General features: G+C 41.7%; 22 protein-coding genes and 1 rRNA gene. 2 read left to right on the forward strand and 21 right to left on the reverse strand.

The annotated features are described in order from the left end of the window. Window positions 1–68: 68 nt before the first annotated feature. From fghA to FTU01_RS06875, 7 genes are all read right to left on the reverse strand, one after another. Window positions 69–905, reverse strand: coding sequence for an S-formylglutathione hydrolase (gene fghA, locus FTU01_RS06845; RefSeq protein ID WP_179993140.1), 837 nt, complete (start codon window positions 903–905; stop codon window positions 69–71). Between the two features lie 39 nt (window positions 906–944). Then, complete coding sequence (locus FTU01_RS06850; protein WP_166136755.1) at window positions 945–2,345, reverse strand: C13 family peptidase; 1,401 nt, start codon at window positions 2,343–2,345, stop codon at window positions 945–947. A 124-nt stretch (window positions 2,346–2,469) separates the two neighbouring features. Continuing rightward, window positions 2,470–3,288, reverse strand: coding sequence for a class I SAM-dependent methyltransferase (locus FTU01_RS06855; protein WP_159124259.1), 819 nt, complete (start codon window positions 3,286–3,288; stop codon window positions 2,470–2,472). Further along, entirely contained in the window at window positions 3,282–4,106 is an 825-nt protein-coding gene (locus FTU01_RS06860) for an undecaprenyl-diphosphate phosphatase (protein WP_034705726.1), read from the reverse strand. The genes FTU01_RS06855 and FTU01_RS06860 overlap by 7 nt, the downstream gene beginning before the upstream one ends. A 16-nt stretch (window positions 4,107–4,122) precedes the next feature. Then, a complete protein-coding gene (tsaB, locus tag FTU01_RS06865) occupies window positions 4,123–4,788 on the reverse strand; it encodes a tRNA (adenosine(37)-N6)-threonylcarbamoyltransferase complex dimerization subunit type 1 TsaB (protein WP_180017104.1) in 666 nt (221 codons plus the stop codon). 140 nt (window positions 4,789–4,928) lie between these two features. Then, entirely contained in the window at window positions 4,929–5,459 is a 531-nt protein-coding gene (locus FTU01_RS06870) for a gamma carbonic anhydrase family protein (protein WP_180003086.1), read from the reverse strand. A gap of 14 nt (window positions 5,460–5,473) precedes the next feature. Further along, window positions 5,474–6,088, reverse strand: a complete 615-nt coding sequence (locus tag FTU01_RS06875; protein ID WP_004783401.1) for a CoA pyrophosphatase — start codon at window positions 6,086–6,088, stop codon at window positions 5,474–5,476. Between the two features lie 123 nt (window positions 6,089–6,211). Here FTU01_RS06875 and FTU01_RS06880 point away from each other — a divergent pair, with 123 nt between their 5' ends. Beyond that, window positions 6,212–6,760: an NUDIX hydrolase gene (locus FTU01_RS06880; protein WP_166136775.1), complete on the forward strand. Its 549-nt coding sequence runs from the start codon at window positions 6,212–6,214 to the stop codon at window positions 6,758–6,760. 45 nt (window positions 6,761–6,805) lie between these two features. Here the strand turns inward: FTU01_RS06880 and FTU01_RS06885 are convergent, their stop codons facing one another. From FTU01_RS06885 to FTU01_RS06910, 6 genes are all read right to left on the reverse strand, one after another. Continuing rightward, complete coding sequence (locus FTU01_RS06885) at window positions 6,806–8,731, reverse strand: hypothetical protein (RefSeq protein ID WP_180032242.1); 1,926 nt, start codon at window positions 8,729–8,731, stop codon at window positions 6,806–6,808. Window positions 8,732–8,752: 21 nt separating this feature from the next. Continuing rightward, window positions 8,753–9,946, reverse strand: coding sequence for a putative pilus assembly protein FilE (gene filE, locus FTU01_RS06890; RefSeq protein ID WP_180138583.1), 1,194 nt, complete (start codon window positions 9,944–9,946; stop codon window positions 8,753–8,755). 7 nt (window positions 9,947–9,953) lie between these two features. Continuing rightward, complete coding sequence (locus FTU01_RS06895) at window positions 9,954–11,618, reverse strand: OmpP1/FadL family transporter (RefSeq protein WP_005234148.1); 1,665 nt, start codon at window positions 11,616–11,618, stop codon at window positions 9,954–9,956. Window positions 11,619–11,630: 12 nt separating this feature from the next. After that, window positions 11,631–12,884 (reverse strand): hypothetical protein, encoded by a 1,254-nt coding sequence (locus tag FTU01_RS06900; protein ID WP_171505611.1) that lies wholly within the window; start codon window positions 12,882–12,884, stop codon window positions 11,631–11,633. 38 nt (window positions 12,885–12,922) lie between these two features. Further along, the gene (locus FTU01_RS06905) at window positions 12,923–13,756 is read right to left on the reverse strand and encodes a C39 family peptidase (RefSeq protein ID WP_180003094.1); all 834 of its coding nucleotides are present in this window, start codon (window positions 13,754–13,756) and stop codon (window positions 12,923–12,925) included. Between the two features lie 190 nt (window positions 13,757–13,946). After that, a complete protein-coding gene (locus FTU01_RS06910) occupies window positions 13,947–14,891 on the reverse strand; it encodes a DUF6160 family protein (protein WP_180138585.1) in 945 nt (314 codons plus the stop codon). A gap of 261 nt (window positions 14,892–15,152) precedes the next feature. Here FTU01_RS06910 and FTU01_RS06915 point away from each other — a divergent pair, with 261 nt between their 5' ends. After that, window positions 15,153–16,484: an anthranilate synthase component I family protein gene (locus FTU01_RS06915; protein ID WP_180138587.1), complete on the forward strand. Its 1,332-nt coding sequence runs from the start codon at window positions 15,153–15,155 to the stop codon at window positions 16,482–16,484. 100 nt (window positions 16,485–16,584) lie between these two features. Here the strand turns inward: FTU01_RS06915 and hisC are convergent, their stop codons facing one another. From hisC to rrf, 8 genes are all read right to left on the reverse strand, one after another. Beyond that, a complete protein-coding gene (gene hisC, locus FTU01_RS06920; protein ID WP_180138588.1) occupies window positions 16,585–17,676 on the reverse strand; it encodes a histidinol-phosphate transaminase in 1,092 nt (363 codons plus the stop codon). A gap of 118 nt (window positions 17,677–17,794) precedes the next feature. After that, window positions 17,795–19,096, reverse strand: a complete 1,302-nt coding sequence (gene hisD, locus FTU01_RS06925) for a histidinol dehydrogenase (RefSeq protein WP_180138589.1) — start codon at window positions 19,094–19,096, stop codon at window positions 17,795–17,797. 187 nt (window positions 19,097–19,283) lie between these two features. Beyond that, entirely contained in the window at window positions 19,284–19,985 is a 702-nt protein-coding gene (hisG, locus tag FTU01_RS06930) for an ATP phosphoribosyltransferase (RefSeq protein ID WP_005234128.1), read from the reverse strand. Then, window positions 19,985–21,241, reverse strand: coding sequence for a UDP-N-acetylglucosamine 1-carboxyvinyltransferase (gene murA / locus FTU01_RS06935; protein ID WP_159124271.1), 1,257 nt, complete (start codon window positions 21,239–21,241; stop codon window positions 19,985–19,987). Before murA ends, hisG begins: the two co-directional genes overlap by 1 nt. Before the next feature lie 7 nt (window positions 21,242–21,248). Next, a complete protein-coding gene (ibaG, locus tag FTU01_RS06940) occupies window positions 21,249–21,500 on the reverse strand; it encodes a BolA family iron metabolism protein IbaG (protein WP_004783413.1) in 252 nt (83 codons plus the stop codon). A gap of 135 nt (window positions 21,501–21,635) precedes the next feature. Further along, entirely contained in the window at window positions 21,636–21,968 is a 333-nt protein-coding gene (gene hpf, locus FTU01_RS06945; protein ID WP_004783414.1) for a ribosome hibernation-promoting factor, HPF/YfiA family, read from the reverse strand. A 185-nt stretch (window positions 21,969–22,153) separates the two neighbouring features. After that, entirely contained in the window at window positions 22,154–23,599 is a 1,446-nt protein-coding gene (locus FTU01_RS06950; protein ID WP_125279334.1) for an RNA polymerase factor sigma-54, read from the reverse strand. Between the two features lie 266 nt (window positions 23,600–23,865). Further along, window positions 23,866–23,980 (reverse strand): 5S ribosomal RNA (gene rrf / locus FTU01_RS06955). Window positions 23,981–23,983: the final 3 nt, after the last annotated feature.

Below are 23,983 nucleotides of genomic sequence, written 5' to 3' on the forward strand. Positions count from 1 at the left end.
TCCAAAAATATGACCTATTTTTGGAGTTTCATTGTGCTTTTAAATTTGCTTCGCTTGTGTTGCTTGGCTTATGGATTTAATTGCACGGCATGGAATTGTAGATGGTCATCTACAAAGCTTTGAATAAAATAGTAACCATGATCATAACCCTGATGTTCACGTAAGGTTAATTTCTGGTTCACGGCATCACAAGCTTGCTGAAATAAAGCCGGATTCAGCTGGCTATAGAACTGGTCAGAAAAGCCCTGATCAATCAGGATATCGCTAAACAGTGCACCTTTTTCCTGAACCAGCGCAGTTGCATCATGCTTCAACCATTCTTTGCGGTTTTCGCCCAGATAATTTGAGAATGCTTTTTCACCCCATGGACATTGGCTTGGTGCACAAATCGGTGCAAATGCCGAAACTGAACAGAATTTTTCCGGATATTTAAAAGCCAAAGTTAAAGCGCCATGTCCACCCATGGAATGACCGAAAATCCCGATCTTATCTGCCTGAACTACGAACTCTTCACACACCAGTTCATACAACTCATCGACAATAAAGCTTTCCATCTGATAATGTTCAGCCCACGGTGCTTGAGTGGCATTAATATAGAATCCGGCACCTTGCCCAATATCCCAGTGATCCCCTTTGGCAACATCATCTCCACGCGGAGAAGTGTCTGGTGTAATCAGAATAAGACCAAGCTGGGCCGCCAGACGCTGGGCATGTGCCTTGATTGCAAAAGTTTCTTCAGTACAGGTCAGGCCAGCTAAATAGAACAAAGCAGGACAACTTTGGCCTTCCAGAGCTTGTGGCGGCAGGAAGATGCCAAATCTGGTTGGTTTTTTTAATATTTTAGACTCAAAGCTATAAATCCGCTGTTCACCCTCAAAGCTTCGATTATTCTGTACCAGTTCCATCATCATTCCTTTTTCTATTTTCTAAAGTTGTAGATTGGTTTATGGAGTCAAAGCGACAGACGGAGATGCTGAAGTGGTCGTCGCTGGAGGGAAAAGACGCTGTTCCAGTTGTGGCAACATCAATTCCATGTTTTTGCCAATCACCCATTGTGGTTCTGACGGTTCAAATCCCTGAGCTGCTTCCCATTTAGCCACTGTAGTCTTGGCCTGCTCAAAAGAGGCTTTCAGGCTGTTATTTTCACGCATGGCCTCATCAAAGAAAGCACGACCGAAATAAGTATAGTCAGCTTCGTTCGAACAACCGAATGACTGACGGTCAGCAGCAGAAGCAGTAATGATCAAGGTATTATCATTCTGCAAAGCCGAAGCGAAACTACCTGAGAAACAGGCAGAAATAACAATCACTCGCCAGCGCACACCTGAGGCATCCAGAGTATCACGCAACCATTTTGGATCAACTGATGCCAGATCTAGCGGTGCATTTTCCATTTCAAATTCATTTGGCAAGCCATGTGAGGTCATATACAGGAACAGTACATCACTTTCCCGGTTCATCTGCTGGCCAATACGGCGCAAGGCCAATTCCATGCTGGTTTTGGAAGCAAGTGGAATCTCAGTCCGTGTTGCCGGATGATTGACTAGCATAATCGAACGGCCAAAAGTCCCAAACCGGGTATCAAACTGCTTTTTAATCCGCTCTATTTCTGAATAGAACACATCCTGATAACTCGCGCCAGCCACACCCATAAAGTACCAATGCGACTGTGCAAATTCACCATATTCAATTGCATCCAGCGCCTTATTCAGCAAGATCGGCTGAGCATAGAAAGCATCTTCAGCAAAACTTGGTGGAATTTCTTCAACTTTCCAGATGGGCTGATCTTTCACCGAAATCTGCCACACCACCAAGGTAAACAAGGTGGCCAGCATAATCAGTGCCCGTTCCCACCACGGCCATTTTAATTCACGTGAAATCACCCAGACCACAGCCAGACTTTGCCAGACAAACAGCATGACAAACAGGGTCGGAATATAGGCATAGAAAATATAGGGTAGATAATCCAGATCACCCAGATACTGGATCAAGCTCTGGAACAGCATGATATGCGTATCCAGCACCAGCCAGAGCAATGCGGGTACCAGCATCAGACGAGGATTATTCACCCGTTGGGACAAAAAGATCCCGACAATCAAGGCAATAAAGGGCCAAAGCGCATAACTGATCAGACCCTGAGAGTTGAAATCTCCCATACGACCAGAACTGAGCCAGCTAAAGAGACTGTTAGCACAGCCGCCCAAAATCCCCCAGAATACCAGTTGCAGAATAGAGGGACGCACCAGTTGCAGCGAACGCCGAGATCCCAGAAATAACCACATCCCGGCAATTTGGTTGCTTTTAAAATCGTGCCAAAAATTGATGGAGGGTTTAAAGTCGATCATATGATTTCAGGGAGATGAGTGGCTCGCTAATGTGCCCAATAAGTTTATGCTTGATATAAGTTTTATCAATGCCAATTTTTAAATATATAACAAATCCTTGATCTATTTTGAAGCAATTCTCATATTAAGTAACCAGTTCATGCTGAAAATAGGCATCAAAACGGCAAGCATCACCAGACCATTGATGATTTGGCTCTTTTCCAGCTAAAAATACGGCCAGACGAGGACGTTTCACCACCACCCGCTTGCCAATTTTTTGTGCTAATTCTAAGAGATTATCCCCCAGATCCATTTCACCATCTTCCGGTAAAAGCAAATGTAATAACTGCATTTGTTTTTTCACCTGTGCCTGCTTTTTCGGTGCCTGCTGATTCTGGTCACGTTGTGGAAACATCGGGTCCAGATAAACCACATCGACGACCGCATTCTGCTCAGCCTGTGATTTCAGATAGTCTGCAGAATCTGAAAAAACCAGATGAATCCGGTTAACCACCGAACTTAGAAAAGTATCCTTTTTCGCTCGGTGATGACTGTCTTCAAGCAGGGTAAATAAAATAGGATGTCGTTCGACCAAGGTCACCTGAGCACCCAAATGTGCCATCAACAGACTGTCATGACCTAGCCCAGCTGTCGCATCGATAAGAGTCGGCTTTTCTCCGAGGTTACAAGCACGAGCAATCATTTCCGATTTTAAAGAGGCACGTTTTAAACGCCCTACTTCTGCTTGCCAATCTGGTTGCATTTTCATGCCATTGGCACAGAGCCATAGGCCGTCAGCATCAACACACAGGGCCAGTTCGGGATGTAAACGCAAGAAACGTGCATTCAGCTTTTCAATAACCTCAATACTAACCTCTACACCACGAGAAGAAAGCACAGCCTCGAAGTGCTGTGCTTTCTCTTGATACTCAGATTCGGTATATAAGCGAATCGTGCTTACCATAATCTCCAACCTGTAAAGGCAAATAATAAAATCAGTAAACCTGAGGCTATGCGATACCAGGCAAAAACCATGAAATCACGTTTTGCCACATAGGCTACCAAGGCACGGATTAATAAAAGCGCTGAGATGAACGATACGATGATACCGACTGCCAGAACCGTCCAGTCTTCTGTGGTACTGTAAACATCATAGCTTTGATACAGATCGAGCAGGCCTGCACCGATAATAACCGGAATCCCCAAGAAGAATGAAAATTCAGTTGCAGCCTTACGTGATACGCCAAGGAACATCGCCCCGATAATGGTCGCACCTGAACGTGAAGTTCCCGGTATCAGGGATAAGACCTGAATCAGACCAATCCAGATCGCATCTTTTACGGTTAGATCTTCAACTTCCTGGGCACGTACCTTAGGTGGATTCTTTTCAATCCAGATAATGATCAGACCACCGACGATCAAGCCAATGGCAATTGCAATATTATTGAATAGCAGTTCTTTTACAGTTTGCCCTAGGGTCAGACCAATCAGCACAATGGGAATAGAGGCCAGAATCAGGCCAATCCCTAAACGGCGTCCTTGCGGTTCACCACTTACGATCCCGGTTGCTGCACCCCAAAGCCGTGCCCAATATTCATAAATAACCGCGGCAATTGCCCCCATCTGAATTGCGACGACAAAAACATCGCTTTTTTGTTTAGTCCAGAAATTCATTAATTCTGAAGCCAAAATCAGATGCCCAGTACTGGAAATAGGCAAAAACTCAGTAATACCTTCAACAATACCCATAATTGCTGCTTTCAGCAGCAGTAAAAGATCCATGCTTAATCCTGATTAATTATGCTTTGCCTTGTTCTGGAATTTTTTTCCATGCGTTATCACGTAAATATACCGGAAGTGCCAATTCTGCACTGACCCAATTTTCTGTTTTTGCTGCTGCACGCGCAATCATGGCAATATCCTGCGCTGTTGCACTGACATTTTTATATTCAGATGCTGTTTCTTGAACTAGATTGGCACCTGAACCCACCACAGTAAATTTTACTGCTTCAGCACTTTGTTCATAACTCAAAAGCTGTTCTTCATCAACAGCCTGCATAACCCCTTGAGCATCTAACTGATAACTGGCCACGTAGACTTCATTCATCCGTGCATCCAGTACGGCAGTTACTGTAGTTAAACCATGCAAACGATATGCCGCTTGCGCCAAAGCTTGTAAAGTGGATACCGGAATTACAGGCAGATCATTTGACCAAGCCAAAGCTTGGGTCACAGCCGCATTGATGCGAACACCACTAAACGATCCCGGGCCACGACTAAAGGCAATTGCTGTCAGATCAGATACAGCCAAGCCCAGATCATTGAGGCCTTGTTCAATCATTGGGAGAATGGTTTGCGTTTGTGCCTTGGCGCGCGCATCAAGCTGAAAAAATAGTTCTTGAGTATCATCGATCACAGAGACGGAACACTGCTCATTGGCAGTCTCCAATGCCAGCACTTTCATGCACAACCTTAATTCAGAGAATATAAAAAACGTCGAATATAATACTCCACTCATATCTTCTAGGCGAGATTTTCCCAAGCCAGATACAAAAATGCCTAGAAAATTCTAGGCTTAACTGAGGACATTATTCAGATAACAGCCTAAAGCTGTACTTCTTCCAGGTCCTGAAATTTCTGGAAATGCTCAGCATAGTGCATGGCACTCATTTTCAGTTTCTGAATACTGGCTTCATCTAAAGTTTTCACGACTTTGCCTGGTGAGCCCATTACCACCGAATTATCAGGAATCACCTTCCCTTCTGGAATCAGGGCATTGGCACCAATAATACAATTCTTGCCAATCACGGCATGATTCAAGATCACTGCCTGAATTCCAATCAGGCTATTATCGCCAATGGTACAGCCATGCAGCATGGCTTGATGACCAATGGTCACATAATTCCCGATGTTCATTTCAATTCCAGCATCGGTATGTAGCACCGCATTTTCCTGAACATTGGTGAAGTCACCTAAACGGATTTTACTGTTATCGGCACGAATAACGGCGCCAAACCAGACACTCACCTGCTTACCTAATTCAACCTGTCCAATGACCGTCGCTGTAGGTGCCACCCAACCATCCCATGGCTGATGCGTTACTTTTGGTGAATGTCCCTGAAATTGATATAACATGGCTGAAATCCTGTTCAACGGTTAAAAAATTTTGAGCGTTTAAACGCAGGTGAATTAAGTAAAAATGGCCAGTCTTTTTTATAGTCAAGCCCGTACTGAAATAATGAAATTAGCATACGTGCGGTCAGTCCCCAGACAATCTCATTTTCCACCCGCATACTTGGAAAATATAAAGACTGCTGGGCAAACCGCACTTCATAAGGCATCGGCTGGGCTTCCAGCAAATGCTGCAAGGAAGCAAAGAAAATCCGGTCAATTTCCGTCGGCTGAGGAATAAGTTGAATGGTAGGCGGAATTAAACCGACCACAGGCTTAACCAGCATCCCGTTACGTGCCTTTTGCATCGGGAGATCCCCGATCAGATGCACATCAAATGGGTTAAGCGCCGTTTCCTCATACGCCTCTCTCAAAGCCACTACAATATTACTGGTATCTTGCGGGTCGCGTTTACCCCCTGGAAAAGAGACTTCCCCTGCATGATTATTCATATAAGCTGAACGACGTGTCAGCAAAACTTTGGGATCAGCTTCATCTGTGATCGCAATTAATACAGCAGCCTGTGCAGTTTGAATCCGTTTGGAAAATCGTAAATGTTTCTGCAAGCGTTGTATTAATCCCAGCTCATCCATTCATTCAGCTCCCTATGCGACTATAATTTCATCATAGCTGATTTTTGATTTGGCGGGATAGAAATGATGCCAAATTTTGATTTTTCAGTTATCCTGACCTTACTGTTATCATTGATGATGAATATGAACTTCTGTGTGAACTGTGGACATAAAACAACAGAGAAAATTCCTTTAGGCGATCAGAAGGTTCGCAAGGTTTGTACTACATGCGGATATATTCATTACATTAATCCAAAAGTGATTTGCGGTGCATTGGTGCTCTGGGAAGATAAAGTTCTGCTCTGCCGCCGTGCGATTGAACCACGTTATGGACTGTGGACCCTCCCTGCCGGTTATATGGAACTGTTTGAAACCATGGAACAGGGCGCAGCACGTGAAACCCGTGAAGAAGCCGAAGCTGAAGTAGATATTGAACAGCTGTACTGCATGTACAATATTCCGCGGATTGGCCAGATTTATGTCCTGTTTAAATCTCAACTGATTGATGGAAAATTTGGTGCAGGTGAAGAAACCATTGAAGCACGTTTATTTGATGAAGATGAAATTCCCTGGAGTGAACTGGCTTTCCCGAGTGTAGAACATACACTCCGTCATTATTTTGAAGACCGTAAAACCAATAACTTCCCGATGCATCTTGAGACCTTGGGAACTCGTTTGGATCACACAGGTTAAAATGTCTTTTTATAAAAAAGCCCATCATTTGATGGGCTTTTTTCATTATTTGGTTTTGATGCTATAACAATCCGCTAATTTAAATGAAACACTTCCGCCACTTAGCTTGGCCAGATTGGTCTCTTCTGTCGTTTCATCAGTATTATTGTTGTTATAGACTTTCTGGAAGCTGGCATAAGTATTTGCCCAGCCTACACTTTCTCCAGCTGAGTTGGTAAAGCCCACACGACTGGTTCCATTCAGTACATTAGATAAGTTGAGTAATGCCCCACCAATCACAATCTTATCATCTGTATTGGTTGAAGCCTGAATAGTGGAGTTCATACCTACCAAGGCACCATTTAATGAACCAAATACAGGATCAGCGAAGACCAGTCGCATAGATACTGTTTTTTCATCTATAAATGCACGGCCTAAGGTACCGAGACGATATTGTTGAACGCCGTTATTGTCTTTAAGTCCAGCCGGTAAGATATCTCCCTGGCAACCATTAATGCTATCAGTTGCAAGATTGCTCGCGGACTGCATATTGGTACGCACATCACCATTACTATCAATCACAACACCCACTGTAACAGGGCTAATTGAGTTTTCGCTAAATTTAAACTCCATGTTGCCATACATTGGGAAAATATATTCTTCACCTGGCTCTACATTTTCAGCTGTTCTAAAGACTTGACGATCCAGATAGCTGATCGGGAAAATTTTATAAAGATCAATTGAGCCACTATAGTTGTCATCATCGGCATTAAAACGCCATAAGCCAAGACTGGCACGATCAGCATCGCTGAGTTCAGTCTTACCTGTGGCCATCTTATAAAATGCTTCTTTACCGGCAATCACATAATCGCTCAGCAAACGACCTTGGTAAATTTCTAATGGATTGCTGTTGTTAGCCACATTCATTTTATATGGTGCATTTGATGAAAGCATTCTCGTTGCAGGGCTAATCCAACTGGTTTGCGGTACTGCCGTAATTTGCTGTGGTTTGACTTTACGGATCAATTCCGCATTAATGCCACCCAGAGATCCCAGATTATTGGAGCCCAGTTTTAGCTGAGTGTCACGCCATTGTAGTCCACTGCCAAAGGTATAACCTTGGCGGTCTGTAATCAGGATAAAATGTCCAAATAAATATTTAGTCGTTTTATCTTTAATGTCACATACAGATTTATTACAACCTGCCAGACCATCAGAACCAGTCAAGTTACTGCTAATAATGCCTGAAGTTGAGAACAGAGAAAATTCCGGTTGATATACTGCTGCGCTGGCAATATTGGCCAGTTTTTTTACGACTTCAAAGGCCTGATCATCACTAATCTGGCTAATATCAATAAAAGGTTTAAGGGTTTCTGCCAAATTTGCATCTGTCAGGCTGATATCTTTATTAATTTTGCCCAGATTCTTTCGCATATCTTCTGTGATATACAAGGGCTGTACATCCGTCGGATTATAGATACGGCCTTTTTCCAGTGCCAAGGTCTGCCAGATTTTGACCAGTTTCATCGCCACCTGTACGGTTGGATCTGTCTGTTCGATTCTGGCAATATTACGGCCGGTAATTCCCTTGGCAATATCAAGTACACTGAGTCGGGGTAATTGGCTCGATGTACTGAGGTTCATATATTCAGAAAGCTTCACAGTACCCAATTTGATTTTGGTATCACTAAAACTTTTTAGATAAAATTCAATACTATCTGCTTTTTGACAAGTGCCTGAGGCAACACCATCATTTTGGTCAAATAAAGTAATAAAGGTATTTTCTTTATCACCACTACAATTAAAATTAAGACCATCAATTGGATATTCAAGCCCCCATTCCAGACAATTCGTTGCAGTAGCAGAGCAGGAACCATTTGTGGTGGCTTCATCATTTGGTTCTGGTATAACATTCGCACTTTCACCTCCGCATCCGCTGAGGGCGGCAAATAAAGCAGTGAAAGCAAATGGATATAATATTTTATTTTTCATCTTATTCTACTCGAATCGTCCTTATCGAATGGCGACTAGTTTTAGTTGTCCATAATTTGTCAGCATCTTGTCTTCAACATCTATGGCTGAAGCGAGTGGGGTCATTAATACATATTGGCTTTGCGCAGGAATCTGAATAATTCCCTGTATCTTCTCATGTTGAATAATATTGGCTTGTGCTTCCTGATTTTTGAAACCGCCTGCTCCTTCTAAAACACAGCCTCGTTTATCCAGAAATACAACAAATGGCCAGTAATAGGCAGGATTATTCTGACGGGAAGCATAAGACTGAATCTGAATATTTTTAATATCAGATTTTAGCTTCACAATTTCATAATCAAACTCATCTGATTTCAGCGGTGCCCGTGGCCACAGATTAATGGATTTACCTGCACTAATCTCTTTCGCATTCTTAACTTTTTTATCTTTAAAACACTGCTTACCTAAGCTTTCTACAGATTCAGGCTGAGAAATACGATAGTAGGTTTGAGCCAGTACAATAGGACCAGAATCTACGACAGGTTGTTGAAACAAGGATTTTATAATCGACTGTCCAACTCCTTTTTCACGCTCAATCGTCTGTACACGTGTTGACCCAATATTTTTATCAACTATCCCTTCAGGCATACTATAGAAACGTTTTTTACCTTCCAGATTAAATTCTTTATTTTCCAGATATTCACTATCCACATATTCCACCCCTTCAACCTGACTGAAACCCTGTTTTTGAACAGGATCAGGTACTGCCTGAATGACAGGTTCAGGGGGTTGAAGCTGTGTCACTGGTGGTAAGTGCTGCGGTAATCTAGACTCAACGTGTTTAGTTGGTTGTACTGGTTGTACTGGTTGTACTGGTTGTACTGGTTGTACTGGTTGTACTGGTTGTACTGGTTGTACTGGTTGTACTGGTTGTACTGGTTGTACAACCATATTATTTTTTTGCTCACCTGTTGTCACACTTTTTTCCACCGCCTTTGGCTCGGATTTTTTCAGATCCTGTGCAGTAGATGTAACGGGCGTAGTCAATTTTTTCGGAGTAGTGGCCGCTTGGTTTTTTGTTGTTTCTTTCTGCTCATTATTTTGACGTGGCACAACTAATGGTCGCCCATCGGGCCCAATGATCGTAATAAACTCTCTGGCATTTGTATAAAAAGACCATGGTACCAGACTTAATGCCAGTACCATTTTTATCCCTAAGTTCCCTGTTCTGATCATTTCTTCCTTACCAACGGGTGCGATAGTTCAAACCTAAAATTGTGATCTTGGTATCTGTTTTGACATTCAAGCCTGCATATGGATTCAGTAACAGGTTATTTACCCCGGTCTGGTTCGCTAGGCTACTGGTATTTGCTGGAATATTATCTTTACTGCGTAAGAAACCAATAGATAGATCCAGATCCGTATCTGCGTCAAAACGGTAGCCCACTCCTAAACCAAATAGCTGTGCACCATTAATCGGTACCATAGTATTGCGTTTATCTTTTGGAATGGCACTGGTACGTGGTTCATAGCCAGCACGAAGTTTCAGTCGGTCAGTTGCTGAATACTCTACTCCGATCCCGAAGTTCCATGGCGACTCAAACCTAAGCGGTAATGCAAGTGAAGAATCCGTTACATTGGCAGATAACAGTTTGGCAATCTTCAAGGCAGACAGGGTACGGTCGAACTCAAACTTGAATTGGTCCCAAGCAGCATAATCTGTCCAGCCAATATCAAAATTGACTTGTAGATCTGGCATTACCTTATATTTGATCCCCGCCTGGAAGTGAGCTGGATATTCGAAATCCATGGAAACCAGACCTGATTCACTCGAAGGGATATAATTTGGAAAACCAAGAATTGCAGCCAAAATCTGGCCAGTTGGAGAGGTCATCAGACCTTTAATCATTTCCTGTGGCGCTTTGGCATTATCGATATGATATTTACCTTTTAAGCGCATTTTGGCCGCACTCTGGTAAACCATACCAAAACTGAAATCTTCAGTAGGCTCCCATAGAACACCCAGGTTATAGCTTGGACTTAAATTTTGTTCTAATGAAAGTTGCATTTGGCCAAATTTACCAAATGGGTTCATTCCTTCATCAGCATTACAGATCCCGAGTAACAAGATGTCAGTGATGATGTCAGAATTTTCTTTAAATGGTGTACATACGACTTCATCAATCATACGTAACATGCCAATCAGCTCATTGGGAAAACGTAAATCTGTTTTCATGGCAATGGCTTGATAAGACATCCCGATTGAAGCACCAATCGAAAGCTGGTCGTTGACTTCATAACCAATTGATGGAGATAAATATGTAATCCGCTCTAAAGCAACCTGTTGTCCCATAAAATTGGCCGGATTACCATCCTCATGACCAAAACCTGCCACTAGTGGTGCATAAACGGCAGTTGCATAAGTTGCTTTAGAACCTGGTGGTTTATAAGAGACCCCCATGGTAGGTGCTGCCATCGGGAGGCCTTCACCTAAATCCACCATTTTTTTCAGAATAGGTACGTAGAGACTGACATACTCTACATCACCCTTTACTGGGCCTTTAAAATCTGTACATAAATCAGAAGACACTTCAGGCCCATCATTACAGACCATTGGATCATCTGAATAACCAAAAACGTTATATCCAGCAGGAACAGTAAATTCACGCTGAATATCAAAGTTCGCAACAATAATTTGCTGTTCTGTTTGTAAGCCTTCAATTTTAGCCAATGCAGCCGGGTTAAAGTGAATTGCATTCACTCCTGGCGGATCTGCAGTAACTGCGTTCCCCATAGACAATGCACGCAGGTCAACAGAAAGGTTGGTCCCTAATTGTGCAAAGGTATAACTTGAACAGCCCGCAAGAATAATTCCTGTTAATAACGGGCTAAGTCGAATGTTTTTCATACGACACCCCTATTAACTGAATTTCTTACCGAAACCTAAAATATCAAGTGGGAATGAGAGTCCCAGTGAAACATCTGGTGCATCTTCGGTCAGCCCTAATCCGACCGTACCATTTACAATGGTTTCTGGGGATACACGCACTCCTAAAGAAATCGCAAAAGTCGAGCTAGTCTGATCAGCGGCTGAATAGCTTTCACCCGTGTGATACTTAAATTCGGCACCAGTATTAAAGCTTTGCTGATATGACATGGTCATGGAAACATCATAGTTAAATGAATAAGCGAAACCGAAAGCGAAACCACCACTAATTCCTGGTTCAAATTCTTCAATAATTCGTGTACCACGACGCTGATCTAAGCCAGATTCCTTAAACCCATAATTTGCAGAAACAGAGGCAAATAGTACCACTGGGTCAATATATTTACGTGTACTCGCCCCCACACCGGCTGAGTAATATCCCTTGCCTGCAGCCAGATCTTTTGCTGCATTAATTTCATATGGGCTATCACCTGTTTTAGTCGATAAATTAGCAAATAAAATAAGTGGTAAACGACCTGCTTTTAAAGGGAATGGCTCCCAACGTGCACCTAAACTAATATCCCCTAATCCTGCTGTAGAGGTATCTTTTAATAGATCTGTTTTAGCGACTAAAGGTAAAGAAGCTGTTAAGGTCAGGTTATCTTTCACCCCATACTGAAAAGTGAAAGTATTGGTCAAGCTATGTGTTGCATTTTCCTGAACACGGAGTTGATACAACTGGCCCTGTGCCATTTCCATATCGAGTTGTGTATCTCGATAATAGGTATAATCGATATCATAATAGGATGAAATCTCACCTTGTTTAATAAGTGAGTATTGACGCTCATTTGAAGTAAATACTTCTTCTAGACTCGCTTCCTGAGTAGCATCTCCTTCTTTTTTCTGTAAGGCTTGAGATGCATCTACTGCTTGAGTGGCTGGAGCTTCAACAGGTGCAGCTGTTTCAACAACAGCTTCTTCCTGAACTGTTTCATATCCTCCCAGTTCAGGCTCTGCTACAGCTTCCTCCTGAACTGTTTCATACCCCCCAAGTTCAGGTTCTTCTACAGCCTGAGTTGCTGCTGGTTCAGGCTGAATATCAACGGATGCGGCAGTCTCGACTACTTCTTCCTCAACCGTTTCATACTCACCCAGTTCAGGCTCATCCGCAGCCCATGCCACTCCCATGACCATCTGAATGCTGAGCGCCAAGAATGTCTTGTTCATCCATTTACTGTTCATATCCATTTCACCATTTTTAATTTTTCTATAGCCATCTTTTCGTTTTATTTATTCTTGTAATAAAGTCTGAGAAAATTATATTGATATTCCCCAAATTTTTCTGAATCTACATTACGGTTACGATCCATACGGATAGTCGATGCTTTATCGGCAATTTTATCCATATAGAACTGTGGATACTGCATATCAACTAAAGCATAACGGTTAATGGTTGCATCTTCGACATGACGCATATCCGACTCTTTTAATGCCAAAAAGTTTTTTCGATATTGTTCAGGGACATTAATTAAATATAAAGTATTGTTTTCCCAAATTTCCTTAAATCGCTGTTCATCAAAACTGATATTACCTAGCGCAGGATCTGCAACATACACCCGTCCATTTTTATAAGCTTTGTACACGACAAAATGTTTAAATCCTGCATAGGAAATAGGAACAATGGCGGGCTGCCCCTGTTTAACCAGATCTTCAAATTCTCCACGATAGCCACCACTTTCCAGACCTAAGGCAGCAACAAAACGTTTCATATCAAGAAGGGAAAAGCTACGACGTTCGATGATTTTATCCGTTTCACCAAATTTCATTAGGCCATTCATGACTTGCTGCTCATCCAGCCGGGTACCTACATAGCCATTTAATAAAGTCGTAAGTGCTGCCGAACCACAACTATAATCATAAGCCTGACGCACAATTCCCTGAAACTGGTCTAACAGTGCAGGTTTGACTTCCACATGTTCGCGGTGCATACGTACGAAAGAATCATTTCTTGAATCAAGAACTTCAGTATAGTGAACAGCGCCTGGTGGCTGTTTTTTAATATCCAGAGCTTCTTTGGCAGCGTAATACATCAATGCCGAGCCCAATGCAATCTCTAACATATTCTTTTACTTTTCTTATCATTGGCATGATGTGCCTAATTTTTCTTTTTATAGAGTCTTCACTCTACTTCCCTGTAACTAGAAAGATACCTTCTTTTTCAAAAAAATACAGTCTTTTTTTATTTTTTTAGATAGATGTTGTAGTCATAAAAAAAAGCGCGTGTAAACACGCGCTTTTTTAAGGTAAAAATTAGTGACCAGAGATCGTAATAATAGCGCCTGGAACATAAGTACCTTGTGCTGGACTAAAGTAAGTTTGCAGACCTTGAATTTCCATGTCACCAATTGAAGCTGCAGTACGGCTACCTAAGTGAATACCTTTCACATAGTTATCATGTGCACCACTTGAGCTCACAATACGAATATATCCATCATTCGTACCTTCTGCACCAAAGACACTGATTGACTGATTCAATGCAAGATCTCTAGAGTCAGCATCTGTTAACTTAATGCTTTCAATGAAGATTTCACCTGCTTCACGAGTTGCAGTCGCTGTCGAGTTATCCAAAATACCAAGATCTAAAATTTCTAAGCCACCAATCATATCTGCTTCTAATTTGATCATTGCACCTTGTGGAGCTGCACCTAATTGAATGTTTGCAGACATAGGTCCTGTTTTAACTGATAGGCCAGATAAGATATAATTAGTTGCACCTTGACCGCCACGACGAATGCTAGTTGCTGTATCTGCTGGTTCATCACCTGATGCTACTACCCCGATTTTACCGATATTGATATCTAAGCCTGAAACTTCAGCTGCAATGTTGATGAACGGGTTACCAGCACCAGCATCTGAGTCAATGGTTAAATCTGCAAGGTTACGTGACTCTAGTAAATACGCACCATTGTTATCATAGTTTGCGCCAACTACAATACCATGTGCTGTAGTAGCGCCTGTACCGTTTGCTTCAATAACAATTGCACCCGCCTCACCTGTACCACCAGTACCACTGTAACCATCATTATCATGGATAAATAGTTTTTCAATTTCAATTTTTGAAATACCGATACCGATTTTCAAACCGTCCTGACCTGTAGTCGCGCTTAGAGATGCATCGTCCAGTGATTGCATCGCCATTGCGTTTGCACTAAAAGCAACTGAAGCAGCTAAAGCCAATTTTGTGAATTTTTTCATTGTTTACTCTCCCAAGAGTACTATTTTTTTTGGTTGTGAATCACTCAGTGCTGACGTTGTGTTTTTTATTTTCTGACAACGCAAAGCATCTTTCCTTGAGTAATTTTGCTCGCCCACTTAACTTAACGTCGAGTCATATTTTGATCAACTGTTGTTGGTCGCAATATTGAGCTTACCGACAAACGGTATTTGATGATTTAGAAATATTTTTTCCTATTCTTGATATAAAATACCGGGTCATATCGAAATATGCGCTACTGAATGAACGAAGCTCCTTACCATTGTCCTTTAAGTTTTGCATCTCTTCAGCTTAAAGATCTATTGCATGCATTAAGCCCCTTAGATCACCTGATATATTTAAATAATAATGGGCAGCCTTTTATTGCCTGCTGTGCACAGAAATATTTTATGGTGCAGGATGGACAAATTCAGTCATTTAAGAGAGTGGATATCGAGCAATATCAGGCTGATATAGCTGAACTCAGCTTAGAGCTTGAGCAAACTCCAGATATTAAAGCAAATGAATTTTCTGGAGGTTATGTTGGGTTTATTGGCTATGATTACGCTGCTCAACAGCACACCCAATACCCGGTGCGAGCTCAACCTAGCCTATTTATTGGTCAGTTTGATTCTTATATTAAGTTTGAAGCTGGTCAATGGGTATTCTATAGTCATGATCCGCAAGCAGAAGATATTTTCAATCATCTTCAAAATCTATTAAATCAAGCCTCTATACCATCACAATTTCAATTAAAAACCCTTTGCAGCCCACGTTGGGACAAATCTCGCTATGCACAGGCATTTCAGGATATTCAGGATTATATTCTAGCCGGTGATTGTTACCAGATTAACTTAACCCAAGAATTTACAGCACTTGCTGAAGGTTCATTATTAGGAACTGCACATACTTTCTGGACATTAACCAATGCTCCATATGCGGGCTATCTTCGTATTGGTAATTTTGAATTATTGAGCTGTTCACCTGAACTGTTTATTGACTTTGAAGCACATCGAAAAATTGTCACCAAACCGATTAAAGGTACCATGCCACGTTTTGCCGATCCGGTGCTTGATGAGCAATCCAAACAACGATTAAAAGACTCAAGGAAGGATCAGGCTGAAAATGTCATGATTGTAGATTTGTTACGCAATGACCTCAGTATTTATGCAGAAACAGGTTCAGTCAAGACACCTAAACTATTCAATATTGAATCATTTAATCAGGTACATCATATGGTTAGCGAAGTCGAAGCGACCTTAAAAGAAGGTGTGCATCCTTTTGAGGTATTGCTGTCTGCACTTCCAGGTGGATCAATTACCGGTGCACCAAAGATTCGTGCCATGCAAATTATTGAAGAGTTAGAAGGTGCTCCACGTGGAGCGTATTGTGGTTCATTAGGTTATTTTAATTTTGATGGAACAGGAAGCTGGAATATTCTGATTCGCTCAATTCAGAAATATCAGGATGAGGTTTCGCTTTGGGCCGGTGGTGGAATTACGATTTCTTCTGACCGTGATGCAGAGTATCAGGAGTGTTTTGATAAAGTCGAGGCTATGCTGGATTTACTCAATACCTGGTATAAACCCGAATAAATAAAAAAGCGGCTCAACCGAGTCGCATTTTTAATCCCTCCTAACCTCCCTTTAAAAAGGGAGGAATAGAGTTCTTCTTTATTAAATAGGAGGTTGGAGATTACGCCAAAATATCGGTTTTCAATGTATCCACTAAACGCTGATTTTGCTCATCTGTACCAATGGTAATACGTAAAAATTGATTGATACGAGGTTTATTAAAGTAACGTACGATAATGCCACGTTCCCGTAATTCAGCCGCTAACTCACCTGCATCTTTTGATGGTAGTGAAGCAAAAATAAAGTTCGCACTTGACGGCAAGACTTTGAAACCGAGCTCATTCAACTGATTAACCAGTTTTTCACGACTGGCAATGACTTTGGCATTTTGTGCTTCAAAGTATTCCTGATCTTCGAATGAAGCGACCGCAGCCGCAATCGCAAAACGATCCATTGGATAAGAGTTAAAGCTGTTTTTTACCGCTTCAAGTGCTGCAATTAAATGCGATTGGGCAATCGCAAAACCGACACGTAAGCCTGCTAAAGAGCGGGATTTTGAAGTCGTCTGACAGACTACTAGATTCTCGTATTTATCAATCAAACTCACTGCTGATTCAGCACCAAAATCTACATAGGCTTCATCAATGACGACTACTGAATCTGGATTCGCTTGCAGGATTTCTTCAATGCCAGACAAACCAAGTGCAATACTGGTTGGCGCATTTGGATTAGTGATGATAATACCGCCATTTGGCTGTTTATAATCATCTACTACAATTTCAAAATTTTCATTGAGTGGCAAGATTTTGGTTTTGACACCAAAGAACTGACTATAAACCGGATAGAAGCTATAGGTAATATCTGGATAAAGCAGTGGCTGTTCCTGAATAAAGAAGGCTTTAAAAATATGTGCCAAGACTTCATCAGAACCATTTCCTACAAAGACATTTTCAACAGTAACATTTTGCTGTCTAGCTATGGCATGTTTCAATTCAGATGCATCTGGATCTGGATAAAGACGTAAAACATCTGCGCCATTGGCTAAAACTTTTTGCACCGCTTCCACGACTTTCGGTGATGGTGGATACGGATTTTCATTGGTATTTAATTTTAAAAGGTTTTGAATTTTGGGCTGTTCGCCTGGAACGTAAGGCTCTAGCTCACGGACTTCAGGGCTCCAAAAACGCATTTGCTCTATGGTGATATTCGACATTTTCTATTCTCAAATTCCCTCTCCTTTTAGGAGAGGGTTAGGGAGAGGTCAAATAATTCCCCTTACCTAACCTCTCCCGAAGGGAAAGAAATATCTTTTATTCAATATAAGTATTTAATTACTGATAACGGTAGCGTGCTGAACGGGCATGCGCATCCAGATTTTCCTGCTGTGCCAGAACATCTGCAGTTTTCGCAAGGGTTTTCACACCATCTTCAGAACACATAATCAGGCTTGAACGTTTCTGGAAATCATACACACCCAGTGGTGATGAGAAACGTGCTGTACCCGATGTCGGTAATACATGGTTTGGACCTGCACAATAGTCACCAATCGCTTCAGGCGTATAACGTCCCATGAAGATCGCACCGGCATGGCGAATCTCTTCAGCCATTTCTTGAGCTTCATCCAAACACAGCATTAAATGTTCAGGTGCTACTTGGTTAATCAGCTCAATACCTTCAGCACGATCTTTCACAAGCACTAATGCACCACGATTGGCAATTGAAGTGCGGGCAATTTCTGCTTTTGGTAGAGCTAGCAAATGCTCTTCAATTGCTTGTTCTACTTCATTGAGAAGCTGTTCATCAGGCGTAATAAATACAGCTTGAGCAACATTGTCATGCTCAGCTTGAGATAACAAATCCATCGCTAACCATTTGGCATTGTTCTGCCCTTCTGCATAGATCAGAATTTCTGAAGGACCAGCAATCATGTCGATACCAACCTGACCAAATACTGCACGTTTTGCCGCAGCCACAAAACGGTTACCTGGACCAGTGATTTTATCGACACGTGGAATGGTTTCTGTACCATAGGCCAATGCAGCAACCGCTTGTGCGCCACCAATGGTAAATACACGGTGTACGCCAGCCAGATAGGCAGCAGCCAAGACTAATGGGTTCAGTTCACCATTTGGAGCAGGCACCACCATAACAATTTCACCTACACCTGCCACATGTGCAGGAACAGCATTCATTAACACCGAAGATGGATATGAAGCCAAGCCACCTGGTACATAGATCCCTACGCGATCCAATGGCGTCACTTTCTGACCCAAGGTATTACCTAGAGCGTCGACATACGTCCAACCATCCTGTTTTTGTGCCTGATGGAATTCACGAATGCGGTTTGCAGCCAATTCTAAAGCTTCACGCACTTCCGTCGTCAAGCCTTCAAAGGCTGCTTTAAGTTGCTCTTGAGTCAGTTCCAAATCTGAAAATTGATGCGCTGGATGTCGATCGAACTGCCGAGTCAATTTAAGAACATGAGCATCACCATGCTGACGCACGTCAGCAATAATTTGGTCTACAGTTTTTAAAAGTTCAGGATCATTCACGGTTTCAAAAGCCAACAAGTCAGCAAATGCTTGCTTGAAGTTTTGATCTTGTGTCGATAAACGTCGCATCAATTTACCCATAAGGTTTGAATTCGAAGGCTTTAGTTTACCTGTTTTCAAAGACTTTGTCGGTAGCTAGAACAGACTTGTGCTATGAGTTTTATTGGAAATAGCTTTAGATAAAATTGATGAAAGCATTAGGCTTCTTATCTTTTTGAGCACAAATAAAAAACCGCCCAAAGTGGACGGTCTTTAATACAGCGTAAATTTAAGCTTTTTTCGCCTGTTCGCGTGCTTCAACCGCTTGTTCAAGCTGGGCAAGAATTGGATTCAGCAATGCTTGCTTACGTTTAAAGCTGGCTTTGTTCACAATCAGACGTGAAGAGACTTTGCAGATTTCTTCAAGTGGCTCAAGACCATTGGCACGCAGTGTATTGCCTGTATCGACCACGTCAACAATGTAATCACCTAAACCCACCAATGGTGCAAGTTCCATTGAACCATAAAGCTTGATCACATCAACCTGTTCACCGAGGCTCGCGTAGTATTGACGGGTCAGATTCACGTATTTAGTCGCAATTTTTAAACGGCCTTTCGGACGCTCCATGCCGACTTTACCTGCTGTCATCAATTTGCAGTTGGCAATTTTAAGATCTAATGGTTCATAGACATTTTGCGCGCCATGTTCCATCAACACATCTTTACCTGCTACACCGATATCTGCCGCACCATTCTCAACATAAGTCGGCACATCAGAGGCACGTAAAATCAGGATACGCACCTGTTTATGCGTGGTTGGAAAAATCAGCTTACGTGATTTATCCGGATCTTCCAGCAGGTTAATCCCTGCTGTTTCAAGCAGAGGTAAAGTTTCTTTTAAGATACGGCCCTTGCTTAATGCTAACGTTAAACCATGATCAAAATTGCCCATTACGTCAAAGTTTGGATCATCGTTTCTCATATCACTCATTAACTTACTCGCTTAATTTGGGCACCTAAACCTTGTAACTTTGCTTCGACATCTTCATAACCGCGGTCAATATGATAAATACGGTCAATCAATGTTTCTCCTTCGGCTGCAAGTGCTGCAAGAACTAAAGAGAATGAAGCACGTAAATCTGTTGCCATCACAGGTGCTGCAGAAAGTTTTTCTACACCCGTTACGACAGCATCATTACCTTCGACCTGAATATTGGCTCCCATACGGGCCAATTCAGGAACATGCATAAAACGGTTTTCAAAAATCGTTTCAGAAATTGTGGCAAATCCACGACCAATAGCATTGACTGCCATCAATTGGGCTTGCATATCTGTTGGGAAATCTGGATGTGGCAAGGTACGGAAGCTCACCGCTTTCGGACGTTTGCCCATCATATCCAGTTCAATCCAGTCATCACCACGAGTGACTTCTGCACCCATTTCTTCAAACTTATCCAGTACAGCTTCCATTAAAGCTGGATCTGTATGTGTGGTTTTAACACGACCACCTGTAATAGCTGCAGCAGCCAGATAAGAACCAGTTTCAATACGGTCGGCCACTACTGCATATTCACAGCCATGCAGGCTTTCTACACCGGTAACCACTAGGGTATCGGTATCTAGACCTTCAATTTTCGCACCCATCTTAATCAGCATTTGAGCAAGATCAGTAATTTCAGGTTCGCGCGCCGCATTACGAATCGTGGTCACACCATCCGCCAATACTGCAGCCATCAGAATATTTTCAGTACCACCCACAGTCACCATATCAAAGACAACTTCACCGCCTTTCAGACGACCATCGACTTTAGCATGGACATAGCCGGCCTCAACCTCAATCTCGGCACCTAAAGCTTCTAGTGCTTTCAAATGCTGATCGACTGGACGGGAACCAATCGCACATCCACCTGGTAAAGATACTTTTGCACTACCGTAGCGCGCCAAGAGAGGGCCAAGCACTAAAATAGAAGCACGCATGGTCTTTACGAGTTCATAAGGTGCAAACTGGTTATCCAAAGTAGAGGTATCTGCAATAACTGTATCGCCTTCATAACTAATCGTGATCCCAAGACCTGCGATCAGCTTTACCAAGGTATTTACATCTTTTAGATTTGGAACATTTTTAAGTGTGATTGGCGTATCAGCAAGAATCATTGCTGCTAATAATGGAAGCGCTGCATTTTTTGCACCAGAAATACGCACTTCACCGTCGAGCTTAATACCGCCCTGAATTAAGAATTTATCCATTAATTGATTAAGCTCCAAATAAGCTTGCTTTACGCCATTCTTCTTTGGTCAATGCACGAATGGTCACAGCATGCACTGCACCACTGGCAATATGGGAATTGAGAGGAGCATAAACAGCTTGTTGACGTGCAACCGGACGTTTACCTTCAAACTGATCATCCACAATACGGAGATCGAATTTTCCGCCCTGACCACTCACAGCAACATCCGCCTCAGGAAAAGCGGCTTTTAAAATTTCAGCGAGCTGTTCATTATTCATCACAAGACCTCTTATAGGACTAAGGGTGTAAAACGAGTCATTTTACTATAAATGTAAAAAATAATTCATTAGTCACATACATTATATATATAAAAAAAGAGGCTTTTAAAAACCTCTTTTTCCCCATTTGGTCGCTTAAATGGCTAAACTCTGATGATTCAGCTGCATTTCGCGATATCGGTCAATCTGTTTTTTTAATTTTTCCGTCAAAATTTTAATTGAGGTATACATGTCATCAGCATTGGCATGGGCAAAAAACTCAATACCCGGTAAACGGACAATCGCTTCTGCGATATGGTTACTACTGCCTCTTTTTGAGCGCTTATCAATCTGATGATCTTTGGAAAGCTTAACCTGCATGCTGTTCACTTGATCCAGATGTTTGGTCATCTGTGAAAATTTCGTTTTTATAGTTTCTTCAATCGCTGGCGTAATTGATAAATGATGTCCACGAATTGTTATTTGCATAGTTCTATCCCTCACCTTCGTTAGGATCAGAAGAGTCACAGTTAAAAATGAAAAGAATACAATAACTTGCTCAAGCAAAATCGTGATTTAAAGCATTTATTCAGATCATTTTTACCATTCCTCAAAAGAAAAAAAGATTCATTACGATGTCATAATGAATCTCTAGAATAATCAAATTTCAAAAACTAGATCAAGACTTTTCGCTCAGAAGAGGAAGGAATATGTAACGATTCACGATATTTCGCGACCGTGCGTCGTGCCACATCAATCCCCTCTTCTTTCAAAAGATTGGCAATTGCATTGTCCGATAAAGGCTTACGTGCATTTTCTTCAGCAATCATTTTCTTAATTTTGGCACGGATCGCAGTAGATGAAGCCTCACCACCCGAAGTCGTTCCCACATGACTCGAGAAGAAGTATTTCAGTTCGAATAATCCACGTGGGGTCAGCATATATTTGTTAGTCGTTACACGAGATACAGTTGATTCATGTAGTTCCACTTCTTCAGCAATATCACGTAAAACCAGAGGCTTCATACCTTCAGGGCCAATTTCTAAAAAACTTTTCTGATGTTCAACAATACAGGTGGCTACTTTCAATAAAGTTTTATGACGTTCATCGATGCTTTTAATAAAGTTTTTTGCTTCCAGCATCTGATTACGAAGATATTGATTATCTTCGCTTTGATCAGCACGACGAATCATATTGGTATAAAAAGAATTTAGTCTTAACTTTGGCATCACATCAGGATTCAACGTCACCTGCCAGCAGTCATTCTTTTTCATTACCACAACATCCGGGATCTGATAATCAGATTCCTTACTTTCAAACTCCAGTCCAGGATATGGTTTAAGAGTTTTCAGCAAATCAACTGCACAGCGTAATTGTTCCTGATTTAAGCCAGTTTGCTTAATGAGTTTTGGTAATTCATTGGTGATCAGCAGCTCATAATGTTGCAGCAATTTAACCGCATCATTACGACAAGGGGTATTAACTGGCAGGCTATCCAACTGAATCAATAAACACTCAGCTAGGTTTCTGGAACCCACCCCAATCGGATCAAGACGCTGAATATGCTTGAGAACAACGAGTACTTCATCCTCTTCGATTTCTTCCTCATAATCCATGGAAGATAAAAGATGCTGTACTGATGCAGTAATTTCAGAAATTTCTGCATCCAGAAAACCCTTTTCATCTAGAGAATCAATAATGCAGTATGCAATCAGCTGATCAATGCGAGAAAAGTGCAGCAGATTAATCTGCTCGAGCATATATTCTTGTAAGCTTTGCTGGCTTTGACGGTTATCTTCACGCTCTTCGAACTCTGCCGCACCCAGACTTGTCGGTTGATGAGTATAGACATCATCCCAGTCGGTATCTACAGGTAGATCGTCCGGAAGATGGTCTGCATTAAGTTCATTGGTTAAATCCTTTTGACTCGCATCAACAGTAGAAAGACTTTCAACACTGATTTGCTCTTCAACTTTTTCTAACAAAGGATTACTATCAAGTTGTAGCTGGATTTCTTGCTCTAATTCCAGACTGGATAATTGTAATAAGCGGATTGCTTGTTGTAACTGTGGAGTTAATGACAGCGAGTTGGCAATTCGTAATCCCACTGATAGTTTCATATGACCCCCTAATAAAAATCTCGTTTTATAAGCAATTTTCATGCCGTTTTAACTTTTATAACATAGTTTGATAAAAAAACACACAAAACTATAATGATTTCATGAACTTTAACGTCATTCTTATATAATTTTTTAAGCATTATTAATCACTTATTTTTATTAAACAGTAATTAATCTATTTGTAAATTAATATAATTTGACTTAATTTTTTAAACCCCACGCATAAAAAAAGCCCCCTGCATGAGCAGAGGGCTTTAGGAATAATGAGCTGGCGATGACTTACTCTCACATGGGAGACCCCACACTACCATCAGCGCTAAGAGGTTTCACTTCTGAGTTCGGGAAGGGATCAGGTGGTTCACTCTTGCTATGGTCGCCAGCACA

Source organism: Acinetobacter sp. YH12043 (assembly GCF_013419915.1).
GTDB lineage: Bacteria > Pseudomonadota > Gammaproteobacteria > Pseudomonadales > Moraxellaceae > Acinetobacter.

Bases quoted from the DNA above. Each gene is read 5' to 3' on its own strand.
- fghA (WP_179993140.1), bottom strand. From the start codon at position 905: ATGGAACTGGTACAGAATAATCGAAGCTTTGAGGGTGAACAGCGGATT.
- FTU01_RS06850 (WP_166136755.1), bottom strand. From the start codon at position 2,345: ATGATCGACTTTAAACCCTCCATCAATTTTTGGCACGATTTTAAAAGC.
- FTU01_RS06855 (WP_159124259.1), bottom strand. From the start codon at position 3,288: ATGGTAAGCACGATTCGCTTATATACCGAATCTGAGTATCAAGAGAAA.
- FTU01_RS06860 (WP_034705726.1), bottom strand. From the start codon at position 4,106: ATGGATCTTTTACTGCTGCTGAAAGCAGCAATTATGGGTATTGTTGAA.
- tsaB (WP_180017104.1), bottom strand. From the start codon at position 4,788: ATGAAAGTGCTGGCATTGGAGACTGCCAATGAGCAGTGTTCCGTCTCT.
- FTU01_RS06870 (WP_180003086.1), bottom strand. From the start codon at position 5,459: ATGTTATATCAATTTCAGGGACATTCACCAAAAGTAACGCATCAGCCA.
- FTU01_RS06875 (WP_004783401.1), bottom strand. From the start codon at position 6,088: ATGGATGAGCTGGGATTAATACAACGCTTGCAGAAACATTTACGATTT.
- FTU01_RS06880 (WP_166136775.1), top strand. From the start codon at position 6,212: ATGAACTTCTGTGTGAACTGTGGACATAAAACAACAGAGAAAATTCCT.
- FTU01_RS06885 (WP_180032242.1), bottom strand. From the start codon at position 8,731: ATGAAAAATAAAATATTATATCCATTTGCTTTCACTGCTTTATTTGCC.
- filE (WP_180138583.1), bottom strand. From the start codon at position 9,946: ATGATCAGAACAGGGAACTTAGGGATAAAAATGGTACTGGCATTAAGT.
- FTU01_RS06895 (WP_005234148.1), bottom strand. From the start codon at position 11,618: ATGAAAAACATTCGACTTAGCCCGTTATTAACAGGAATTATTCTTGCG.
- FTU01_RS06900 (WP_171505611.1), bottom strand. From the start codon at position 12,884: ATGGATATGAACAGTAAATGGATGAACAAGACATTCTTGGCGCTCAGC.
- FTU01_RS06905 (WP_180003094.1), bottom strand. From the start codon at position 13,756: ATGTTAGAGATTGCATTGGGCTCGGCATTGATGTATTACGCTGCCAAA.
- FTU01_RS06910 (WP_180138585.1), bottom strand. From the start codon at position 14,891: ATGAAAAAATTCACAAAATTGGCTTTAGCTGCTTCAGTTGCTTTTAGT.
- FTU01_RS06915 (WP_180138587.1), top strand. From the start codon at position 15,153: ATGAACGAAGCTCCTTACCATTGTCCTTTAAGTTTTGCATCTCTTCAG.
- hisC (WP_180138588.1), bottom strand. From the start codon at position 17,676: ATGTCGAATATCACCATAGAGCAAATGCGTTTTTGGAGCCCTGAAGTC.
- hisD (WP_180138589.1), bottom strand. From the start codon at position 19,096: ATGGGTAAATTGATGCGACGTTTATCGACACAAGATCAAAACTTCAAG.
- hisG (WP_005234128.1), bottom strand. From the start codon at position 19,985: ATGAGTGATATGAGAAACGATGATCCAAACTTTGACGTAATGGGCAAT.
- murA (WP_159124271.1), bottom strand. From the start codon at position 21,241: ATGGATAAATTCTTAATTCAGGGCGGTATTAAGCTCGACGGTGAAGTG.
- ibaG (WP_004783413.1), bottom strand. From the start codon at position 21,500: ATGAATAATGAACAGCTCGCTGAAATTTTAAAAGCCGCTTTTCCTGAG.
- hpf (WP_004783414.1), bottom strand. From the start codon at position 21,968: ATGCAAATAACAATTCGTGGACATCATTTATCAATTACGCCAGCGATT.
- FTU01_RS06950 (WP_125279334.1), bottom strand. From the start codon at position 23,599: ATGAAACTATCAGTGGGATTACGAATTGCCAACTCGCTGTCATTAACT.